A 19027-nucleotide genomic window follows, 5' to 3' on the forward strand; every position below is an offset into this window, starting at 1 on the left:
AATTCATGACTAATTTAGTAACTATAAATAATCTATCCATTGCGATTAGGAAACAGGTTATCCTTAATAGTATCAATCTCCAATTAAAAAAAGGAGAGTGTCTGACAATTGTTGGCGCAAGTGGATCAGGAAAGTCTTCATTAGCTCTGGCTATTTTAGGATTAATACAACCCAATCAAGGTACTATTACCTTTCATGTTGATCCTAAAACACCAAAAGCAAAAACAGTACAAATTGTCTGGCAAGATGTCCACTCAAGTTTAAATCCTACAATGAGTATTGAAGATCTGATTTTAGAGCCTCTGCATATCATAGGAACGCACTCTAAAGAAAAACAAAAAGAAAAAATCCAACGTGTTTTACAACTCGTTAATCTACCGCTATCTATACTACGCTTAAAACCTCACAAACTCAGCGGGGGTCAAAAACAACGTGTGGCGATTGCGAAAGCTTTAGTATGTGAACCTGATCTCCTTATTTGTGATGAACCAATATCTGCTTTAGACACTCTGAATCAATCACTCATATTAGAACTTTTCCAAACAATAAAGCAGCAATGTGAAAGTACGCTACTCTTCATCACACATGATATGTCAGCAGCTTACTATATTGCAGATACTATTGCTGTTATGGACAAAGGATCCCTTGTAGAATATGGTCCCAGAGATAAGATTTTCTTAAATCCTAAACATAAAAAAACCCAAGAGCTTCTTGACGCCATTCCGATATTTTCTCTAGAAGATACCGAATGTAGTTCCTCTTATACATCTCAAGAAAAAGCACTTGTTTAAATTAAACAAAAAAAATTAGACAGGATCTGGATACCTAAAGTTCTTTGTAGTATGTGAGGAGTTATGTATACTGCAATGCATACTCATCTTATGATTTGTCTTAAATTACATGATTGTGAAACAACAATTACAAAGATAAAATAGTCTTATATATTACCTAGAGAATTGCCCCTCAATAGCATGTAAAAATCGTTATCGAGCCCTTTAGGCGTTATGTGTAAATCATTGACAGGAAGAAGTTGAGCATGCTACGAATCAAACTAACATCCGTTGAAATGGAGCATCATTGACGATGGAAATTTCTCATATCTTGGAAGACCTCGCCTATGACGAAGGGACACTTCCCAGAGAAGCTATAGAAGCTGCTATCGTCAAACATACTCAAATTACTCCTTATCTACTTCAAATTCTTGAAGACGCCACGGAACGCGTACCAGAATTAATCAACGATGGCAGTTACCAAGGGCATCTCTACGCTATGTATTTGCTAGCACAGTTTCGAGAAACCCGAGCTCTTCCATTAATCATTAAACTTTTTTCCTATACTGATGATACGCCCCACGCAATCGCTGGTGATGTTCTTACCGAAGATCTTCCAAGAATTCTTGCTAGTGTATGTGACGATGAATCTTTGATTAAAGAGCTTATAGAAACTCCTGGGATAAATCCTTACGTAAAAGCTGCAGGAATATCCAGTCTTGTACATCTCGTAGGCATAAAAAAGATCTCTAGAGATGCAACTATTCGTTATTTTGGAGAATTGCTAAACTATAGATTAGAAAAAAAACCTTCTTTTGCTTGGGATAGTCTTATAGCCGCTATATGTGCATTATATCCCCAGGAATTATTCTACCCAATTAGCAAAGCTTTTAATGCCGGTCTCGTAGATGTAACTTTCATTAGCATGGAAGACGTAACGAATATCATAAATGAAGAAACTATTGAGTCCTGTATTCAAGAACTTCTATCCTCACCAGAACTCATTAACGACACCCTAGAAGAAATGGAAAAATGGCTCGAAGATTTTCCTATAGAGCCTTAACCCCCAAGGGATTTTCCAACAGACCATAACGCAAAGAGGTCCCAAGTGAATAAACAAAAACGTTTCCTATCTCTTTTATTCCTCACTCTCGTACTCTTAGGTATATGGTTTTGCCCTCATCCGGAAGCAATAAACCCTAATGCTTGGCATTTATTTGCGGTATTCACAACGACAATTTTAGGAATTATTTTACAGCCAGTGCCTATGGGAGCCATAGTCATTATTGGGATTTCCACTCTTTTACTTACACAAACCTTAACTCTAGAACAAGGGTTATCAGGATTTCATAATCCAATAGCTTGGTTGGTCTTCTTATCATTTTCCATAGCAAAAGGTATTATTAAAACAGGACTTGGAGAACGCGTTGCTTATTTTTTCGTCAGTATCTTGGGGAAAAATCCTTTAGGATTAAGCTATGGTTTAGTAATCACTGATTTCTTGCTAGCTCCTGCTATTCCCAGTGTAACAGCACGTTCAGGAGGTATTCTCTATCCTGTAGTTATGGGATTATCAGAATCATTTGGGAGTTCTGCTGAAAAAGGTACAGAAAGCCTAATCGGATCATTTTTAATTAAAGTCGCATATCAAAGTTCTGTAATTACTAGTGCTATGTTTCTTACAGCCATGGCAGGTAATCCTTTGGTAGCAGCTCTAGCAAGTAATGCTGGAGTCGCTCTAACTTGGGCAACATGGGCAAAAGCTGCGGTAATTCCTGGATTACTCAGCTTAGTACTTATGCCTATAATACTTTATAAGCTCTACCCACCAACAATTACTTCCTGTGAAGAAGCAATTCGCACAGCAAAATTACGTCTCAAAGAAATGGGACCTTTGAAAAAAGGAGAGAAGATCATCTTAATGATTTTCATTCTCCTTGTTGTCTTATGGACATTTGGAGACTTATTAAGAATTTCAGCAACAACAGCAGCTCTAATTGGTTTATCTCTACTCATCCTTACGAATATTTTAGATTGGCATAAAGATGTTATGGCCAATACTACCGCATGGGAAACTTTTATTTGGTTCGGTGCTCTAATTATGATGGCATCATTCCTAAATCAACTCGGCTTTATTCCTTTAATTGGCGACTCTGTAGCTGCAGGAGTTGCAGGATTATCCTGGAAAGTAGGTTTCCCGATCCTCTTTCTTATGTACTTTTACTCGCATTATCTATTCGCAAGTAACACAGCACATATCGGAGCGATGTTCCCTGTATTCTTAGCAGTTTCTATATCACTAGGAACAAATCCAATTTTTGCCTGCCTAGCACTCGCTTTTTCAAGTAACTTATTTGGTGGGCTCACGCACTATGGTTCAGGACCCGCTCCCCTTTATTTTGGCTCTCAACTTGTTTCAGTCAAAGATTGGTGGAGATCTGGTTTTGTGCTTAGCATGGTAAATATCGTCATTTGGATCGGTATTGGCAGCTTATGGTGGAAAATTCTCGGTCTTATCTAAACTGAATATTCCTTAACAACGAGATAGATAAAAAACCTTCTAAAAGAAGGTTTTCTCGTTGTTGGTAAAGAAAAACACAACTAACTTACGAAAATAACCGTATCCATTAATTGTTATGCATCCAAACTTTGGCGATCTCAACGGTGTAATTATTCCAGGCACGCCTCCTTTGCCTAGAGAGCTACAAAAATTCCCCTCTCTGATTCCTACCAACGATCTACGTTTTTCTCCTAAATTTGACGCTGATGTCGCTAAACTTTTCCCCAATACTTATGACAGTCCCTATCTAAAATTCACCTCAGGAACCATACCACCTATGCATCCATTAAAAGTTGGTGTGATGCTATCCGGAGGACCAGCTCCTGGTGGGCATAATGTCATTTGGGGGCTATTACATAGTTTAAAAAAAATCCATCCAGATAGCTCCTTAATAGGATTTCTAAATAATGGTCAGGGCATTCTTAACAACAACACGGTAGAGATTACCGAAGAATTTATGGAATGCTTTAGAAATTCTGGTGGTTTTAATTGTATAGGAACAGGAAGAACGAATATCATCACCGAAGAAAATAAAGCTGCGTGCTTGAAAACAGTGAAAGCTTTAGATCTTGATGGTTTAGTAATTATTGGCGGAGATGGCTCAAATACAGCATCCGCAATCCTTGCCGAATACTTTTCTCAGCATCACCCCAAAACTTGCGTTGTAGGCGTTCCTAAAACTATTGATGGAGATCTCCAACACTTATTTTTAGATCTTACCTTCGGATTTGATTCAGCGACAAAGTTTTATTCTTCAATCATCAGTAATATCTCTAGGGATACACTATCTTGCAAAGCACATTATCATTTTATAAAGCTTATGGGCCGATCAGCATCGCATATTGCTTTAGAATGTACCTTACAAACCCATCCGAATATCACACTTATAGGCGAAGAAATCGCAGAAAAAAATGTCCCCTTAAAAACGATCATTCACAAGGTATGCTCGATTATTGCTGATAGAGCCGCCATGGGAAAATACTACGGGATTATTCTCATTCCTGAGGGTATTATCGAGTTTATTCCTGAGATTAATAATCTTGTTAAGGAAATAGAGAGAATCCCCGAAGATATGGATAAATTCTCATCATTATCTCGAGAATCTCAAAAATTATTGAAAAGCTTTCCTGAAGCCATTGCCAGCCAGCTTCTTAATGATAGAGATGCTCATGGAAATGTTTATGTGTCTAAAATTAGTGTAGACAAGCTTCTCATCCACCTTGTAGATAATCACTTAAAGAAACATTTCAAAAATGTTCCCTTTAATGCGATTTCCCATTTCTTAGGTTATGAAGGAAGATCCTGTCTACCGACAAAATTCGATAACACCTACAGTTATGCTCTGGGTTATAGCGCAGGAATTCTAACATTTAATCGTTGTAATGGTTATCTCACAGTTATTGAATCCCTAATCAATATAGTGGATAAATGGCGGCTACGCGCCATACCTATTGTGAAAATGTTTACAACAAAGAAAAAATCAGATGGAGCTATAAAACCCCTAATAAGGAAGAGTTTAATAGATATAAGTAGTCCAGCTTTCCTTAAATTTAAGTTATATAGAAAAATCTGGGCTCTTGAAGACTCCTATCGCTTTTTAGGACCTCTACAAATTGACACACCGCCAAACGCACATTCCGATCATTTCCCTCCCCTAACCCTACTCCTCAATCATAATGAATGGCAAAAAAGATGCTCAATCTGTATGGAAATTCCTGACTGTGATTACTAATCTCACCATTCCGATATCCTTAAAATCAGAAAATAATAAGAGGTGTTTCTTCTCGACGAATTCTTTTTAAAAAACTAAATTAACATTGTAAAAGCCTCCATAAACTTAGGAGAAATGTAACGGAATGAGCACTACATGCCACAAACATGAACAACGCCATGTTATAAAATTTAATATTCTCAATAACATCACAACTTTTGGTGTTCTTCATACACCTTTGCAGGCTTGTGCTCCTTACCCATTGGTGATTACTCTTCATGGATTAGCCTCAAGTAAAATCGGCTCTAAACGCACGCATGTGCAGCTTGCTGAAAAACTCACAGAACATGGTATCTCTGTCTTACGTGTTGATCTTCCCGGACACGGTGATTCCGAGGGTTCCCTATATGACTTCTCATTTAGTGATTATATCACTAGTGCAAATGAGATTGTCTCCCATGGTTATGGCTTAAATAATATCGATACGAAAAATATTGCCGTTTTTGGTTCTTCATTAGGAGCAACTTTAGCTCTATTAAATATGCCTACCCTACAATATGTAAAAAGTCTTGCTGTATGGGCACCAACAATCCAAGGTGCTATATGGCTACAGGAAGCTATCAATATCCCCAATAACCTTATTGCCCATGCTTCATCTTCAGAAGATATTCTCTATGCAGGTATGCCAATAAACAAAACGTTTTGTTCACAATTCATTGAAATGGACGTGACTAAAGAAATTCCTAATTTTTCTGATTCTCTATCTATACTCCATATGCAAGGAGAAAATGATACAACCGTGTCTTTACATCATCAGAAAATCTTTGCTGAGGCTATGAGCCGTAAACCGAATCCTTGTGAGATACGCACATATCCAAATACAGGACACCATATTCCTCAGTCTTGCTCTATGTTATTAGAACTTGTAGAATGGTTAAAACATCAACTTATTCCCTAGGAACTACCTATGGAGCTTCTCTCTGTAAATAAAAGTTACTTTGAATTACAACGTTTGCACTATCGTCCGGAAACGCTAAGTTTCTTAAATGGTATCACATCACTACATATTGTAGATTCTACAAAGCCTCCCTCCATCCCTAAAGATCTTCAAGAATATATTCCTAATTTATGTTCTATTCCTGAAGTAACTATTGAAAAAGGAGAAGCCTCGCCTTCACAACCCTTAAGAATTGGTGTTTTACTTTCTGGAGGTCAAGCCCCTGGAGGCCATAACGTAGTTATAGGGCTCTTTGAAGGCCTACGAGCCTTCAATCCAAAAACAAAGCTGTATGGGTTTATCCAAGGCCCTTTGGGATTAACTCGTGGACTATACAAAGATCTCGATATTTCTGTAATTTATGATTATTACAATGTCGGAGGTTTTGACATGCTCTCTTCCAGTAAGGAGAAAATCAAAACCAAGGAACAAAAAAGTACAATCCTCACTAATGTGAAAAAGCTAAAGCTGGATGGTTTACTCATTATAGGAGGAAATGATTCTAATACCGACACTGCAATGCTCGCTGAGTATTTCCTTAAGCATAACTGTAATATTCCTATTATAGGAGTGCCTAAAACTATTGATGGGGATCTCAAAAATTTCTGGATTGAAACACCATTAGGCTTTCATACTTCCTGTCGCATCTACTCAGAAATGATCGGGAATTTAGAAAAAGACACTTTATCTATAAAGAAATACCACCATTTTGTCCGTCTCATGGGACAAAAAGCTTCCTATACAACTTTAGAGTGTGGTTTACAGACCTTACCCAATGTTACTCTCATTAGTGAGCATATCGCTATGAGGAAGATTTCCCTACAAAAGCTTAGCGAACATATCGCTATGGGCCTAGTAAACCGTTATAGATCAGGGAAAAATTATAGTACAATGCTTATTCCCGAAGGTTTACTTGAACATGTATTTGATACGAGAAAGCTAATTAATGAGTTGAATGTCTTATTGTTAGACAACAATCTGAATTTAGATAATGTAAATCAAAAGCTTTCTCCAGAATCTCTGAAGACATTTTCTTCTTTGCCTACAGAAATTGCTCATCAATTACTAATTGCTAGAGACTCTTATGGAAATGTGCGTGTATCTAAAATTGCCACCGAAGAGCTCTTGGCCGCATTAATAAAAAAAGAAATTCAGAAAATAGAACCAAATATGGAATTCCAATCTGTAAATCACTTTTTTGGTTATGAATCCCGAGCAGGATTCCCCTCAAATTTTGATGCAAATTATGGACTAGCTTTGGGCATTATTTCCGCTCTTTTTCTCGTTAGACAACGGACCGGCTATATGGTAACCATCAATAACCTTGCTAGTTCCTATAACGAATGGAGTGGTGGAGCTACACCTCTGTATAAAATGATGCAATTGGAACATCGCTTAGGAGAAGATACACCTGTAATCAAAACTGATTCTGTAAATCCTAATGCTCCAGAAGTACAGTATCTACTAAATCAAAGTGATGCATGCTTAATGAAAGATCTTTACTGTTTCCCCGGACCATTGCAATACTTCGGTGAGGAACGTTTAGTAGATCAAAGGCCTTTAACATTACTATGGAAATAGAAAGTAGAAGAGAAAAATAAGCACCTTTTAAGGCAACATAGTTGGCTACTTCAAAAAACTACTCTCTAAAAAGATGCTTATAGAAGAAAATAGCGGTAGTCGGACTTGAACCAACGACTCGCAGATTATGATTCTGCTGCTCTAACCATCTGAGCTATACCGCCACACTAGATGGTAAAATTAATAGCGGGAGAAGGATTCGAACCTCCGACCTTTGGGTTATGAGCCCAACGAGATGACCACTACTCTATCCCGCGATAAGTAAAAGACTTTAGCAAATCTCTATATTTTTACACAAGGGATATATCTCTTAAAAGATTCCCAGGTACAATCAAAAGCTGCTCTTTCTTCATGTAAGAACGTATTCCCCTTACGAATATAAGTAATTCTTTCTTCAGGATGATCAAGTAAAGAAGTTATCACTTCTAGCATGTTTCTCTTATCTAAACAACAACCCGCTCCTATCGATAATAAACGCATTGCCAAATCTGATTGAGATTTAATATAAGGACCAAAAATTAATGGGACACCACATTGCAAGGGTTCCAAAAGATTATGTCCCCCTATTCTATCATCGAACGTACCGCCAACAAAAGCAAGATCGGCAGCAAAATATAGTTGCTTTAACCAACCTATAGCATCAACAATAATCGCATCATTTTTATCAAATGTAGCTTCCCGACTCCATAAGCCATAAGAAATATTTTCTTTTACTAAGAGACTTTCCAATTCTTTAGTTCTCTCGATATGACGAGGCACCCAAAGCACTTTGAGATTTCTATGACGAAGTTGACGAATTACAGGAATCCAAGCATCGACATCCTTAGGATGTGTGGAGCCTAAAACAAGCAGCTCTGTATCCTGAGATATTTGGAGCTTCTCTCTCCAATAATTCCGTTGGTTATTTTCAGATAAAATTCCTGTATAGGTTTTAATATTTCCTGTGACTGTTATCTTCTTTTCATCAACACCAAGACGTAAAAAACGTGCTTTATGTTGATCATCTTGGAGTAGAAATCCATCTATAGGAGAGAAATAGTTCCTACCAAACCGTTTTAAAATTGTGAACCATTTGCAAGAGTTTGCAGAGAGCTTCCCATTAATTACGATTGCTGTAGCTCCTACCTTTTTTGCCTCTTCAAGAAAATTTAACCAGCAATCTCCTTCTGAAAATACAAGTAAAGAGGGTAAGATGGCTCTAACAACAGGTTTAATAATCAGACTTAAATCTAAAGGCAAAATGAAGGTTGTAACTCCCATAGGTCCGAACAATCTTTCGGCATTCTGGCATCCAGATTCAGTACAGGCAGTGACAACACAACGCCAATGAGGATAATCTTTCATGAACTGCTGCACAATAGGGACAAGAAGAGACACCTCACCTACAGAAGCTCCATGGAACCAAACTACAGGACCTTCTCCAGGCAATTCAGGTTTCTTTAAACCAAAACGAATTTTTAATGACTTTTTATACTTACCATGAACGAATCTTTTATAAAGAATTCTGGGAAGTGCTACTGTAAATGCAAAAATTAAAAAACAATCATATAAGAAAGTGTGTAGCTTAGTAAGTCGACGTTTGATCATAGAACAAAATTCACCAATCTATTAGGAACAAAAATTTCCTTTCTAATTTCTTTATCTTCTAGATATTTAGCGACAGCTTCTTTTGCTAAAGATAAGGCTTCTTCCTTAGAAGTTGATTTATCCATATTTAAACGCGCGCGTAGCTTCCCATTTACCTGTATTACAAATGTTACCGAAGTATCTTCTAAATATTTAGGATCTACTTTCGGCCATCCTGCAGTATCTATACCAGGAGCGTAGCCTAAGACTACCCATAGCTCCTCACTAATGTGAGGGGCTATAGGAGCTAAAGCCTGTACAACCATAGCTAAAGCTGATTTAGGATAGACATCAAGCTTCACAAATTCATTTATAAACTCCATAAAAGAAGATGGAATAGTATTTAAAGACATTTTTTCAATATCCTCACCTACACGATGCACTAATCTATACGCCAAAGCCATCCCTTTAGGACCATCGACATCTTGAACAGAAGATGATGTCACCATTTCATAGAAACGGTTGAGAAAGCGTCTGCAGCCAGAAACACCTTGATTACACCAAAGCTTATTTTTATCTAAAGGTCCAGAAAACATTGCATACATACGTAATGCATCTGCACCAAATTCATCGATGAGGATTTGAGGATCCACTCCATTTAGCTTAGATTTAGACATCTTCTCCTGACGCACTTCTAATTCTTCTCCAGAAGTAGCCGTCCATATACCATTGTCTTCATGAGCATCTTCAGGGCAAACATAACCTTTGCCAGGAATCCGATAAGAAGTTGCCAGAACTAATCCTTGATTTATCAGCTTTTTAAATGGTTCTGCTGTGGAAACCATACCAGCTTCATAAAATACTCGATGCCAGAAACGAGAATATAATAGATGTAAAACAGCGTGCTCTGCACCGCCAATATATAGATCTACAGGCATCCAGTATCTTTCATTTTCATTAGACCAAGGAGCTTGAGAATTATGAGCATCACAAAAACGTAGGTAATACCAACACGATCCTGCCCATTGGGGCATAGTATGTGTCTCACGTCTGCCTAATCGGTTAGTTTTTATATCATGAATATCCACCCACTCTTTTACTTTTGCCAAAGGTCCCTGACCAAAACCTTCAGGACGATAATCCTGGACTTCAGGAGGCAATAAGGGAAGCTCATCGTCTTCTAAAGGACGACAAGTACCATCTTCAAAGTGAATAATAGGAATTGGCTCTCCCCAATACCTTTGTCGGGAAAACAACCAATCACGTAGCTTATAAGCAACTTTAGCTTCTCCTAAATTTTTCTTTTGCAAATAAGCAATTATGTAGTCTTTAGCCTCTTGATCCCTAAGACCATTTAAATGAAAGTCCCCATGGTTACTATGAATACAATATCCATCTTCATCAAGAACCTCACAAATAGGTAAGGAGAAGGTTTCTGCGAATTCTCTATCTCTTTCGTCATGAGCAGGAACACCCATAACAACACCAGAGCCATAACCTAAAATCACATAATCCGAAATCCAAATAGGAATATCCGCTCCAGTTATAGGATGTTTAGCATATGTTCCTGTAAACACTCCGCTTTTTACCTTAGTCTCACTTATACGATCTCTTTCACTTTTACTTTGAGCATAACGAATATAGCCCTCCGCAGCTTCACGCTGATTCTCAGAAATTAATTGATTAACCTCAGGATGCTCTGGAGCAATTACTAAAAATGATACACCGCATATGGTGTCTGGACGCGTTGTAAATACCTCTAAAACACTTTCTTTATTTACCTTAAAACGTACAAGAGCTCCTTCCGACTTCCCTATCCAATTTCTCTGAAGCTGTTTAACATTTTCTGGCCAATCAAGAGCTTCTAAACCCTCCAAAAGCTGGTCTGAATAAGCCGTAATACGTAGAATCCATTGGCGCAACATTCTGCGCTCTACAGGATACCCTCCTTCTACAGACAAACCATTTTCTACTTCTTCATTGGATAGAACTGTTCCCAGCTCGGGACAATAATTGACCGCCATATCTGCCATATAGGCAAGACCTTTTTTATAAAGAAAAAGAAATAGTTTTTGTGTCCAACGATAGTAATCCGGATCACTAGTGGCGAACTCTCTACTCTCGTCATAAGAGAATCCCATAGCAGAAAGCTGCTTTCTAAAATTTTCTATGTTCTTCTGTGTAGTTTCTCTAGGATGCGTACCTGTCCTAACAGCATACTGTTCTGCAGGCAATCCAAAACTATCCCAACCCATAGGATGTAAAACTGAGTATCCCTTAGCTCTTTTATACCGAGCTACAATATCTGTAGCGGTATAACCTATCAAATGACCAACGTGTAATCCTGCTCCAGAAGGATAAGGAAACATATCTAATACATAATATTTTGGTTTATCACTAGCCTCATCTGCCTTGAAGCTTCTGTGCTCTTTCCAAAATTCCTGCCACTTTTTTTCTATTAAACTAGGATCGTACCGCATAATATCCTGACAAAGAGATCTTTTTAAAATAAAGGCTAGTGTATCGCTCACTTGATGAAAAGACAAGTATCTTCTATATGAGAGGTCATAAAAGATTAAAAATTTTTATAAAAAACAACTTATGTTATAGTTTTGACCCGCTTTTCCTTTTCGCCCCATTGACAAAAAAAATATAAAACCCTATTTTAATTATCTTTTAGTTAGGTTGTCTTCCATGTTAGTTAAAATGCGTAAACTATCCGCATTTATTTTTTTGTTTTTCATAATAGCAAACGCATCCTATGCTGAAGCCGTTAAAATCCCTGGATTCCCAGAAATCCCCGACACCCTACTTATTATCAATAAAACAAAGACTCCGAAAAATGAAATCTGTCGGGCGATCAACATACAAAGTGGTGAGCATAATCTTGTAGGAACGCTACACTTACCCACAACTCCAATGCCGAAAGGCGGTTATCCTATGGTTATCCTATTCCACGGGTTCCGAGGTAGCACAGTCGGAGGATTAACAGGATCTTATAGAAAAATCGCTCGCTCCTTAGCTCAAGCAGGAATTGCTAGTGTACGCTTTGACATGGCTGGTTGTGGCAACAGCGAAGGTATTGCTACCGAAGTACCTATTAGAACCTACTTAAGAAATGGCGAAGATATTCTTTATACTTTTATACAGTATCCTGAAATCAATCCACATAGATTAGGTATTGCGGGTTTCTCCCTGGGTTGTCACACAGCATTTCATTTAGCAAGTTTTTATAACCCTAAACAGTTTCACATTCGCGCCATAAGTATTTGGGCACCAGTTGCAGACGGAGCTATTTTATTTAAAGAAATGTATGAAGCTGTAAAAAATAATACTAATATCGTGGGCAATCTTGGAAAAGATTTTGGATTTGGTCCAGCGCCTCTAGTGGTATGTGAAGAGGATGTGAAAGATTTTCTTTCCCTTCAAGACCATATTGTTTTAAATTCTCTACCTGTAAGAATACCTATTCTGCATTTACAGGGTCTTGAGGATAATTTAGTTTCACTAACGCAGCGGGATCTATTTAAAAATACCGCTCCCGGGAATACAGAATTTAAAACTTATGAAAATACTGACCATAATTTGGGCTCATCTCCATATTTAGCAGTTATTATTAACGATATTGTCGAGTATTTTCAATCTACTTTATAAACATATATGATCTAGTGTGCATATCTAAAAATACTTCTCGGGAAGAAATAGGGTAACAAGCTTTTTCATATCATTACCTGCTTGATTCATCTGATCCTTTTCCCTATACTAGGTTTATTCGTGTCTTCTACTTATAGAGATCGATATGACAGATGTATTAGTCATAGGTGCAAACCCCACGGGTCTCATTTTAGCAAACATGCTGATTCAGCACGGCATTCTTGCAAAAGTTATAGACCATCGAGATTCCTCGGACGATCCCGATCTTATAGACTGTAGGGAATTGCCTATTGTTTTATCTTGTTCTTCTCTAGAACTCTTAGACAACGCAGGCCTATTAGATAATTTCATAGAAAAGGGTTATAAACTCTTCGGCGCTCGTTATCATTGGAAGAAACGCACGGTCTTGTTTAAATTTAACCAAGCATCGGAATCGCGTTTTCCTTTTGCTTTATCGACCTCTTATCAAGAACTAACGAAGCACCTCATCCATAAGTTTGAAGCACAAGGTGGGATTATACATTGGGGTACACGCCCCGTTACTTTGGTAGACAATAGCATCTTCATTGAAAGCACTAAGACATCACAAAATTTCGAGAATCGAGAAATTTATAATCCTAAGTGGGTAATTGCTGCCGAAGCTGATGCTGATCCTGATATTCGAGATCTTTTTAAAACCCAGCTAAAACTACGCAAACAAGCAAAAGAAGTTCTTTTTGTTCACTGTGATGAAGGTGAACCTTTTGAAGAAAGCCATATCCACCTTGTTCCCAGCTCAAAAAGTTTCTTGAATTTTGTCTTTTATAATCATGAGAAGGGATCCAAGCAACTTTGCTTAACAAATACTTCCTATCCCCTCTCAGTTAAACACAAACAAAAGCTTCTCTATAACTATAATCTTGCTGTTGCGGATGAATATTATCATATAAAATCTGTTTTCCATCAGTATCCTACGGACTACAGCAATTTCCTATTTGTTGGGAACCTGGCTAATAACTTGAATTTCTCTTATCTTACGGGAATAAATTCGAATATCCATGCTGCCTTTAACTTAACGTGGAAGCTTATTCCTGTTGTAAAAAAGGCTGCCTCAAAATACCTGATAACAGCTAAAGAAAATGAAAGTGGGAACATTCTTCCCCATCTTAGTGAGAAAAGACAAAGACGCGCTAAAAATCTATTGTTTTCCAATCTTTATGCACCAGCCCTTATGTATTATTTCTTAAAGGGCTGCCGCCAATTAGATGTTTCTGGAGGAGAGTATTACTACCCTCCGCACAAGGCATTGAAATATCAAAATAGCGATATTATTAAAATGTCTTCTCAAGATAAAGAAGTTCTTGGGCCCGGACCTGGAATGCGTGCTATTAACGCTCAGCTTGAAAACGGGGGTTATTTATTAGATGGTTTGAAGAGCACCAAGCATCTTCTGATCTTCTTTAAAGAACGTAATGACCTAGAACAGGCCCTCAAAGAAGAGTATGGGGAATGGTTAGAGGTAATTGTTACCAAAGATCAAAAGATTTTGAATCTCTATCATGCAAATCCGGATTCGTTATTTATCATCCGTCCCGATTGCTATATCGGTTATAGGACACATAAGTTCAAATTACACGAGCTTATTTCCTATTTATTGCGGATATTTGCTGCTGAGAAAATAGATTAAGAGAATACTGTATCTGAAAATTTCTGGCTTTCCAGATACAGTAAACTCCCTTTTCTTTACCTAATTATCAATCTCATCTGAGAATAATCTATCTCGAAGTGAGACTTTCTCTTGAATTAGTTGTTGTTTTCTTTTCTGCAAATCTTGAAGTATCTGCGATAAATTTCGTAGTTCATCCTCCCAGTCTGCACGACTTTGGACGAACATCTTATCCTTCTCTTCAACTACACTGGAAACTTTGATAAGCTGTTTCTGTATTTCCTTGACATTCTGTATCTTTTGCGTAGTCAATAAAGCTTGAACTTTGAAATTCTTTATTATACGCATTAAAATGTGCTTAGGAAGCTTCACTAGTTCCCCATACAGATCGCGCAGCTTCTCTTGACTATCGGAAGAACTAGAGCTATCATAAGCTCGAATACCCTCTAATACACTAGAAATCAGACTTTTATTTTCTGTCTTTTCGACTTTCTTATTTATCCAATTATCGATTCGTTTAAGCGCTAAAGAGCATAAATCATGGCGACCGACAGTGATATTGATTCCAACGATCTCCTGAAGAGATTGTTTCTCTCTCATCATTTGCGCACTTTTAATAAAGTTCTCATCTCCTAATAATGTTCCGTAAGCTAATGGAGATAATTGCCTTTCTAGATCTAGGTAGGAAGAAAGAAGTCTTTTGGCCTTTTTATACTCTTCAGAAGAAATCTCATCTCCTGAATCCATCTTCATTTTGAGAAGTCGAAGCTCTCCTAAAGCATCTTGAGCCATAGAACTTCCTTTCCCGTAGATAGTAGAGGAAGAAAACTCTAAGAACGGAGAGATATAACTCACACCTAAGAAATCCAAAGCTCTCTTACGCACTTCGAGCTCTTGCTCACCAACTACAGATCTTTGAGACATAAAACGTGGTCGTTGCGATCCTACATTTTCACCGGGTAGAGAAGCTGCCCTAGCAAGCTGAAAGCGAGAAAGCTGATCTCTACGTGTTTGGTCTAACCTTACGTCATTATTTCCTAAACATGCAGACACTTCTAACGCATCTTGGAGATCTTGCAGATTTCCTCTATCAGCAGCTTCTTGAACCAAATTGTCAAAGAGCTTCTTGGCCTCTCGCACATCATTAGCGCTGGTATTCGAATTATGGATTTTAAACATTAACTGAGTGAGAACATCAAGCTTACTATTAATTTCCTGAGGATTCGTTTGTGCAGCAGGCACTTGGGATAGTGCTTGAGTAAACATATCTACTATTCCCTGGCTCTCAACAAGATTTTTCTCCAAAACAGGAAATTGTGCTTTAGCCTCCTCAAATTGCTTTTGCAACTGATTACGATAAGCAGATTGCTGCTCATAACGTGTCATCTCAACATTGTAACGGAGACGATAATCTACTATCTTATTCTCTTCTTCCTCTATGCGGGAAATATCCACTGTAATCTGATCTAAACGATGCTGACGTGCAGCTATACTAGCTTCTCTAGTAGAATCTGAGGATTTTGCAACCACTCTATTTATTACAGAATCTTGTTCTTGTTGGGAGGAAGCGTCAGATTGTGCTTCTTGAGGAACTTCTGTGGCAGACTTTTTACGATGTATAATACTTTGAAGATCAGTAGTTCCAAAACGTTTTTTAATGCTTTTATCTAAAGATTTCGAAGAATTTTTAAGTTCTTTGATCGATTTTTTGAAATCGTCCTTCTTATCAATAGGAGAACCGTCTAGATCCTTAATAATCCCTCTAGCCCAAGCCTGCTCATAACCTTCCAACTGTAAAATATCTTGAATTTGAGAAAGACGCTGAACATCTGGATTATCAAATTCTGAAGTAAGAATTTTTGTCGAGGGAAGCATATCTTTTGCCAATGATGTCGCACGCACATCAAAAGTCTTTTTCTCGATCATATGATTAAAGAACATTGGAATGATCTGCAAAACAAGAGCAACGGCACTAATACCTACGGGCAACCATACCATCTGGAGTGATAGTAGGGATAAACTGACAATAAGAAGAATCAAACCCGAAACGAACATGACAATAGACTGTCCCATGTTCCATTTACTGGCGATTTTTTGTACCTGCTTTAAGAAACTATCTAAATCTTTATTACGTGTTTCCCAGAAACTCTTCCCGACTTTCTGAGCATCTCTAACCGTCTGCATAGTACTTTCTGCAGCTTCTCTTTGCTCCATAGCTGATGCGCTAGCAATACCCTCACTACGTGCTGATAATAATTTTTCTAAATCTCCTAATTTAGTAGATTTAGGACTATGCATCACTGAAAATAGATGGTTAGAGGCACGAATTACCTCTTCAACAGCAATGTTATCAGGATCATTTAAAGACTGCTCTAAATCCCCCATACCTCCAAGAAGAGCCTGTATCTGATTAATACCATCATCAAGCAACGTAGTGATACTTTCCTGGGATCCTGGATACTGTCCTTTAATCGCGGCTGTGAGCTCTGCAGCTTTTTTCTTAGAGGCAGCTTTTAAAGAAGACTCTTTGCTAGTAATTGCCTGTAATAGCATGGAGTTCCCTGAAGTACCTTCAGTTTGAATTCTTTGTCCTACGGCTTGAATATCAGGAATTATGCTGTCTAATTCGTTAATTAGGGTTTTAAACTCTTCGGACCACGCGGTGATCTCTTCTTTAGTAGGAAGATTTTGAGAACCTCCAAGAGCACCATAGGTAGTATCTAAAAAGTTACGACAACCATCTATGAAACCTCTAACATCAGAGGCCCGATGATGTGTTTTCCACAATTTATCAATTTCAGACTCTATCGTAGAATAACTTTCAGAAAAGTCATTCATTAAGACTCGGGTCATCTTATAACTTTTAAAGTTATTATACTTCTCGCTCCACTGTTCGACCTTCTGTCGTGCTTTTTCTAAATCTTGTTTAATCCTATGCTTTTCTTTAAGAATCTCTTCTATAGATTTCGTAGATACAGCTCCCCAGCTATCTCTATTTACTAAGTTTAATAGCTGATCTATAGAACTTAAAATCCTAATGCGTTGATTATCGGGGTGCCTTTGGATAGCCTTCTCCATATCCATGCGGACAAACTTTCCAAGCTGTATACATTTATAGATCTTATCAAATAGAGGACTCAAATTCCCTAAGCTTGCAAGATATCCGATAAACTCTCTTTCTACTTTATTCAACAAATCTGAAGGATTCGCGTGCTTATTCCCTAAGGATTTACACATCTTCTTGAACTCTGTTTCTATAGATGCTTCAAGATCTACTTTCATTCTATTTACATTTGCCAAATTCTCAGATTGATGTTCTGTGATAATAGCCTCAAGCTGAATAAGGATATTTCTCACCATAGCCTGGCGAGGTTTATCTATTCCCTCATGAATATTAAGCTTATTTGCACCTGCTATAATTTTCTTATGTAGATCGGGATCTGCAGGGTTTCCAGCTAAGGTACAAACATCCGTTTTCCAATTTTCAAAATGCACTACCCAATCTGCAAGGTGCACTTTATTGACATGGTTTTGTAGCTTTGAGAACATATCTAAGGTAACATCAATAGTTTGTCGTTCCTGAGATAAATATAACCGTGTTGCGGGAGAGACATCATATAACCAAGAGGAAAGCGTCTTACTATGTAAATACGTACGCTCATATTGATCGATAGATTGGCGGATCTCTAAACCAACTCTATTCCCGAATCCACAGATGCTCATTAAAGATTTAGCAAGATCTATGAAATCCATTCCCGGAAGTAATGAGGGTAAATCCACCCCAGTCTCTTGCAGAGCAGAGTTAGAAAGACCTCGCAAAGCTGCATAAGCAGAATTATTTTTTAATAATTCTACTTTAGCATTCAATACATCGGTAAGACGTTTTTGCCACGCCGCATCATTGACATTATCCACGCCTAAAAGTGCTTCACACTGATAACGTGAGTTTATTTCCCCTGATAAACCTATATTCTGATCTAAAGAGGCTCCCCCATCAAACGAATTTTGATGCATATCTGGACGCAATTGAGCGAGTAGCTTTTCTTTTAACGATCCCCCTTTAGGAAGCTCAACATGATACTTAGATAAAGTAGAGCTTTTGAGATCCGGATGTTTGCTAAATAAATGTCTACGATAGACTTGTAGAGAACGATATTTTAACCTTATTTCCTCACAACGAGATCTTAGCTTATTGGTGACAGCTGCGCTAACTAAGGACACCCCTAAAGTAATCACAATAGGAATCCACATAGATACATTGAAAACCATAGCTACTGGAATGACAAAGAGAATCGCCATCCCAATCACTGTCAAAATAACAAGAGCAATCTTATATAAACGCATCTTCTTCAGATCCGTCTGATCCATAGAAGAGATCTCTCCCTCTACAGTATCTAAAAGAGCTTGTTGAGTGGTTAGAGAAGCACGAAGCCCCGTAGCCTCTGGGCTCAATGGAGACGGTGGCGGTGGAGGGGAAGAAGACAGCTCCTGAGGGGTTTGATTAGTATCTCCATTGGCTAGGAAAATAGACACAGGCTACCTC

The 19027-nt window shown here is 37.9% G+C and carries 11 protein-coding genes and 2 tRNA genes; 8 read left to right on the forward strand and 5 right to left on the reverse strand.

Translation table 11 applies throughout. From position 1 onward, the window contains the following. Positions 1-5 precede the first annotated feature (5 nt). The 6 genes from H9Q19_RS00190 to H9Q19_RS00215 all read left to right on the forward strand — a co-directional run bounded on the left by H9Q19_RS00190 (position 6) and on the right by H9Q19_RS00215 (position 7619). The gene (locus H9Q19_RS00190) at positions 6-791 is read left to right on the forward strand and encodes an ABC transporter ATP-binding protein (RefSeq protein WP_213241083.1); all 786 of its coding nucleotides are present in this window, start codon (positions 6-8) and stop codon (positions 789-791) included. A gap of 286 nt (positions 792-1077) precedes the next feature. Then, positions 1078-1833 carry a DUF1186 domain-containing protein gene (locus H9Q19_RS00195; protein ID WP_213241085.1) on the forward strand — a complete coding sequence of 252 codons (756 nt, stop codon included), beginning with the start codon at positions 1078-1080 and terminating at the stop codon, positions 1831-1833. A 45-nt stretch (positions 1834-1878) separates the two neighbouring features. Continuing rightward, complete coding sequence (locus H9Q19_RS00200; protein WP_213241087.1) at positions 1879-3291, forward strand: anion permease; 1413 nt, start codon at positions 1879-1881, stop codon at positions 3289-3291. A gap of 115 nt (positions 3292-3406) precedes the next feature. Continuing rightward, entirely contained in the window at positions 3407-5062 is a 1656-nt protein-coding gene (locus tag H9Q19_RS00205) for a diphosphate--fructose-6-phosphate 1-phosphotransferase (protein ID WP_213241089.1), read from the forward strand. Positions 5063-5186: 124 nt separating this feature from the next. Then, entirely contained in the window at positions 5187-5999 is an 813-nt protein-coding gene (locus tag H9Q19_RS00210) for an alpha/beta hydrolase family protein (protein ID WP_213241091.1), read from the forward strand. A gap of 9 nt (positions 6000-6008) precedes the next feature. After that, positions 6009-7619: a diphosphate--fructose-6-phosphate 1-phosphotransferase gene (locus H9Q19_RS00215; RefSeq protein WP_213241093.1), complete on the forward strand. Its 1611-nt coding sequence runs from the start codon at positions 6009-6011 to the stop codon at positions 7617-7619. 90 nt (positions 7620-7709) lie between these two features. On the opposite strand, the gene H9Q19_RS00220 is transcribed toward H9Q19_RS00215, so the two are convergent. The 4 genes from H9Q19_RS00220 to leuS form a co-directional block, all read right to left on the reverse strand. Next, a tRNA-Met gene (locus H9Q19_RS00220) sits at positions 7710-7783 on the reverse strand. A 20-nt stretch (positions 7784-7803) separates the two neighbouring features. Continuing rightward, positions 7804-7876, reverse strand: a tRNA-Met gene (locus H9Q19_RS00225). Between the two features lie 25 nt (positions 7877-7901). Beyond that, positions 7902-9206 (reverse strand): lipid IV(A) 3-deoxy-D-manno-octulosonic acid transferase, encoded by a 1305-nt coding sequence (waaA, locus tag H9Q19_RS00230; protein WP_213241095.1) that lies wholly within the window; start codon positions 9204-9206, stop codon positions 7902-7904. Continuing rightward, the gene (gene leuS / locus H9Q19_RS00235) at positions 9203-11665 is read right to left on the reverse strand and encodes a leucine--tRNA ligase (RefSeq protein WP_213241097.1); all 2463 of its coding nucleotides are present in this window, start codon (positions 11663-11665) and stop codon (positions 9203-9205) included. The genes waaA and leuS overlap by 4 nt, the downstream gene beginning before the upstream one ends. A gap of 226 nt (positions 11666-11891) precedes the next feature. On the opposite strand from leuS, the gene H9Q19_RS00240 reads away from it, so the two are divergent. Together H9Q19_RS00240 and H9Q19_RS00245 are read left to right on the forward strand one after the other, a co-directional pair. After that, positions 11892-12839 carry an alpha/beta hydrolase gene (locus H9Q19_RS00240; protein ID WP_213241999.1) on the forward strand — a complete coding sequence of 316 codons (948 nt, stop codon included), beginning with the start codon at positions 11892-11894 and terminating at the stop codon, positions 12837-12839. 145 nt (positions 12840-12984) lie between these two features. Continuing rightward, positions 12985-14505: an FAD-dependent oxidoreductase gene (locus H9Q19_RS00245; protein WP_213241099.1), complete on the forward strand. Its 1521-nt coding sequence runs from the start codon at positions 12985-12987 to the stop codon at positions 14503-14505. A gap of 60 nt (positions 14506-14565) precedes the next feature. Here H9Q19_RS00245 and H9Q19_RS00250 read toward each other — a convergent pair whose 3' ends face one another. Then, positions 14566-19017 (reverse strand): coiled-coil domain-containing protein, encoded by a 4452-nt coding sequence (locus tag H9Q19_RS00250; protein ID WP_213241101.1) that lies wholly within the window; start codon positions 19015-19017, stop codon positions 14566-14568. Positions 19018-19027 lie beyond the last annotated feature (10 nt).

It is taken from the genome of Chlamydia crocodili, from assembly GCF_018343815.1.
GTDB lineage: Bacteria > Chlamydiota > Chlamydiia > Chlamydiales > Chlamydiaceae > Chlamydia > Chlamydia crocodili.

What these genes read in the sequence shown, in the direction of transcription:
- H9Q19_RS00205 (WP_213241089.1), top strand. Translation starts at nt 3,407, where the DNA reads ATGCATCCAAACTTTGGCGATCTCAACGGTGTAATTATTCCAGGCACG.
- H9Q19_RS00210 (WP_213241091.1), top strand. Translation starts at nt 5,187, where the DNA reads ATGAGCACTACATGCCACAAACATGAACAACGCCATGTTATAAAATTT.
- H9Q19_RS00215 (WP_213241093.1), top strand. Translation starts at nt 6,009, where the DNA reads ATGGAGCTTCTCTCTGTAAATAAAAGTTACTTTGAATTACAACGTTTG.
- leuS (WP_213241097.1), bottom strand. Translation starts at nt 11,665, where the DNA reads ATGCGGTACGATCCTAGTTTAATAGAAAAAAAGTGGCAGGAATTTTGG.
- H9Q19_RS00240 (WP_213241999.1), top strand. Translation starts at nt 11,892, where the DNA reads ATGCGTAAACTATCCGCATTTATTTTTTTGTTTTTCATAATAGCAAAC.
- H9Q19_RS00190 (WP_213241083.1), top strand. Translation starts at nt 6, where the DNA reads ATGACTAATTTAGTAACTATAAATAATCTATCCATTGCGATTAGGAAA.
- H9Q19_RS00245 (WP_213241099.1), top strand. Translation starts at nt 12,985, where the DNA reads ATGACAGATGTATTAGTCATAGGTGCAAACCCCACGGGTCTCATTTTA.
- waaA (WP_213241095.1), bottom strand. Translation starts at nt 9,206, where the DNA reads ATGATCAAACGTCGACTTACTAAGCTACACACTTTCTTATATGATTGT.